The 2,663-nt window shown below is 35.4% G+C and carries 3 protein-coding genes; all 3 read right to left on the bottom strand.

What is annotated here, in order from left to right:
* Window positions 1-6 precede the first annotated feature (6 nt).
* The 3 genes from ACI313_RS02060 to ACI313_RS02050 all read right to left on the bottom strand — a co-directional run bounded on the left by ACI313_RS02060 (window position 7) and on the right by ACI313_RS02050 (window position 2,436).
* The gene (locus ACI313_RS02060) at window positions 7-225 is read right to left on the bottom strand and encodes a hypothetical protein (protein ID WP_056985771.1); all 219 of its coding nucleotides are present in this window, start codon (window positions 223-225) and stop codon (window positions 7-9) included.
* A gap of 94 nt (window positions 226-319) precedes the next feature.
* On the bottom strand, window positions 320-1,096 hold the full coding sequence (locus ACI313_RS02055) for a LytR/AlgR family response regulator transcription factor (protein WP_056985770.1): 777 nt from the start codon (window positions 1,094-1,096) through the stop codon (window positions 320-322).
* 2 nt (window positions 1,097-1,098) lie between these two features.
* Window positions 1,099-2,436 carry a sensor histidine kinase gene (locus ACI313_RS02050; RefSeq protein WP_170088936.1) on the bottom strand — a complete coding sequence of 446 codons (1,338 nt, stop codon included), beginning with the start codon at window positions 2,434-2,436 and terminating at the stop codon, window positions 1,099-1,101.
* Window positions 2,437-2,663 lie beyond the last annotated feature (227 nt).

The following is a 2,663-nucleotide window of genomic DNA, read 5'->3' as shown; positions in this document are numbered from 1 at the left end:
CTCACCTCATCCACTAATGAAAATACCTGCTAAAAGCATCTCCACGCCAACAACGGCGATGATGACACCTTGGTAGTAACCAGCAACAATACCAAAGGAAGAAAATTGATTTTTCTTAATACTCTTTTGTTGATTATTAACGAAATGCTTAGTTTGTTTAACCGTATAAATACCGCCAATTATCATCAATGCACCAAAAATAATTAAAAATACTTTAAGCAACATATCTTTCATCCTCTTTCTGACTATAATTATGCTTCAAGAATCAGTCTTTGATGCAAAACCATCTTATTTGGTCATTTTTTCGTCCTGAATTGCATTATTCTTTGCGATTTTGTTGCTCAATTAGAGATCGCATCTTCTCGGCTTGACTGCGAGCGTAAGGAACTACATCCCCATTGGGAAAGATCACTACCTTTTTATGCAAATCAATCGTTTGAATATTCTTTGGATTAACTAAACAAGAACGCGATATTTTGGCTAAAAATGAATTATTCTTTTCAACTTTACGGATATTACCTACAAAGTCGGCTTCACCATCACTTTTTACCAAGTGTAGTTTATGTGGCAGCTGCGACGTTTCAAGGTAGTAAACGTCATCAACATTAATATTCTTGATCAAATGTCCTAAACGATACGAAAAAGTCATCTTTTTAACAAGGTTCCACTCAGACAAATTCTTGATTGCCAATTGTAGCGTAGCAGTGATGCGCTTCTGCATCGCTACCGAATCATCCTTGATGATGTAGTCAATTGGGCCGATGCGCCGTTGGAACGTCATCAAAGATAATTCCTCATGCGTCGTTACAAAGATAATCTGTGCACGAGGATCCTGCTTTTTAGCTAATTCGGCCAAATCAAGCCCAGTCTTAGCATGAGCTGAATCGCTTAATTCAATATCTAAGAAATAAAACGCACCATTCAAGTGATTATTTCCCAGGTAATTTGCGACCTCATCATAGCTATGACCAATTATTTTAAAATCAAATTCTACTGGATCTTCGTCTGACAAATACATCTGCGCATTCTTTGCCATCTTGGCAATTTCTTCTGCTTGGACAGGATCGTCATCACAAACAACTACTGCATATTTCATTTCTATTCCACAACTATCGTAAATTTAAACCAACCGTCTTTGATACTGCGGTCAATGTACATTTGATCATACTTTTTCGCAATATCGTCTACATTAGCTAGACCCAGTCCTTTATGACCTTTCTTGGTCGTAAAACCGGCCTTGCTCATCTTCTCTACAGACAAATCTGAATCTCTACACCTATTGTCAATTTCATACTCAAATTCGCCAGGCTGATCCTGATAAATCATGACATTAACCTGAGCATTAGGTAGATTCTTGCTCGCCTCTATCGCATTATCAAATGTAACGCCGATGATCCGAACCAGATCAAATGGGTCCACATTGGGAAGTTTTTCGATGTTTTGCTTGCATTCAAAATGATATGGGATCTTCTTTTGATGAATCTCATTCAATTTGCTAATGATAATACTTTTGATCAAATCGTTATGAATGTTGTCCACATCATTGAAACGCCACAAGTCTTGATTATTGATCTGCGTATTTGAATAATGTTCCAGCTTATCAAGTAACTCTTGATTGTCGCCATTGGCAGCACTTAGCTTCAAACTCGTTAGCATATTTTGGTAATCATGTTTGAATTTTCTCAATTGCAATTGATTCTGCTCTAAACTAGCGGCATATTTTTTCAGAGTTTCTTGCTCCTTCTTTTGCATCAAATCACGTTGAATATGGACGAAAGAATAGTAGATATAAAAGCCCAGTAAGATCTGCGCCACTTCAACAAGTAATAGAAGTGACATTACAGGTACACCCTTTTTTATTGGTAAAAAGACAAGTGTTAAGAAGTATAAAGAAACATAAGCATAACCGACTGCGAATAAAAATATTTTATTTGTTTGACTTTCTAATTGCTTTCGCAGAAACCAGACATATTTTTTTACTAAAATTACACAAACTAGATAGAAAATGGTTAACAGAATACTCTCATAAAAAGTAAGGTGATCATAATTTATTTTACCGTCCTTACCAACTCGAAAATAAACCAATACAGCCAGAGCAAAATAAGCAATTAAGAATAGGCTATCACCCATAGCTATTGTAGTAACGATTTTAATACGATCAATCTTACGATAATATAAGGTAAACAATACGATTGCGACTAAGGTAGAGAGCAATACAACGTAGATACCAAATACTCTTGTGATAAAAAGAATTATAAAGACAAAAGCGATAAAAATTCGTTCATAGAAGTGTTTAACCTTGATACCCGTTACTTTATAGAAAAACCAAATGATAAAAATCGTCATAATTAGAGCTTGGTAATAGCCCAAAAAGCCCCAAACAGCTCGGGGATATTCTTTAATCAATTCTCTAAACACATCGATAAATTCAGTCATAATAGTCCTACGCGATCTTTTTAATACTACTCTTTAATTTTATCAGACCTTATGTTGAAATATTTACCAGACAAATCAAAAAAGCCTCCAGAAGTGCTCGTTTCTGAAGGCCTATGTTTTACAAATCTAATAATATGACTTCAAAGTTTCCTGCAACTTTGTTACACCAGCGGGCACCTTAAAATCAGTCTTAACCAAATAACCTGACAATTCATCATCAAGTTCCT

Source organism: Floccifex sp. (assembly GCF_051873495.1).
GTDB lineage: Bacteria > Bacillota_I > Bacilli_A > Erysipelotrichales > Erysipelotrichaceae > Floccifex.
This window is presented reverse-complemented; position numbering and strand designations above follow the sequence as displayed.

Coding starts and splice junctions, on each gene's coding strand:
- ACI313_RS02060 (WP_056985771.1), bottom strand. CDS start 225: ATGTTGCTTAAAGTATTTTTAATTATTTTTGGTGCATTGATGATAATT.
- ACI313_RS02055 (WP_056985770.1), bottom strand. CDS start 1,096: ATGAAATATGCAGTAGTTGTTTGTGATGACGATCCTGTCCAAGCAGAA.
- ACI313_RS02050 (WP_170088936.1), bottom strand. CDS start 2,436: ATGACTGAATTTATCGATGTGTTTAGAGAATTGATTAAAGAATATCCC.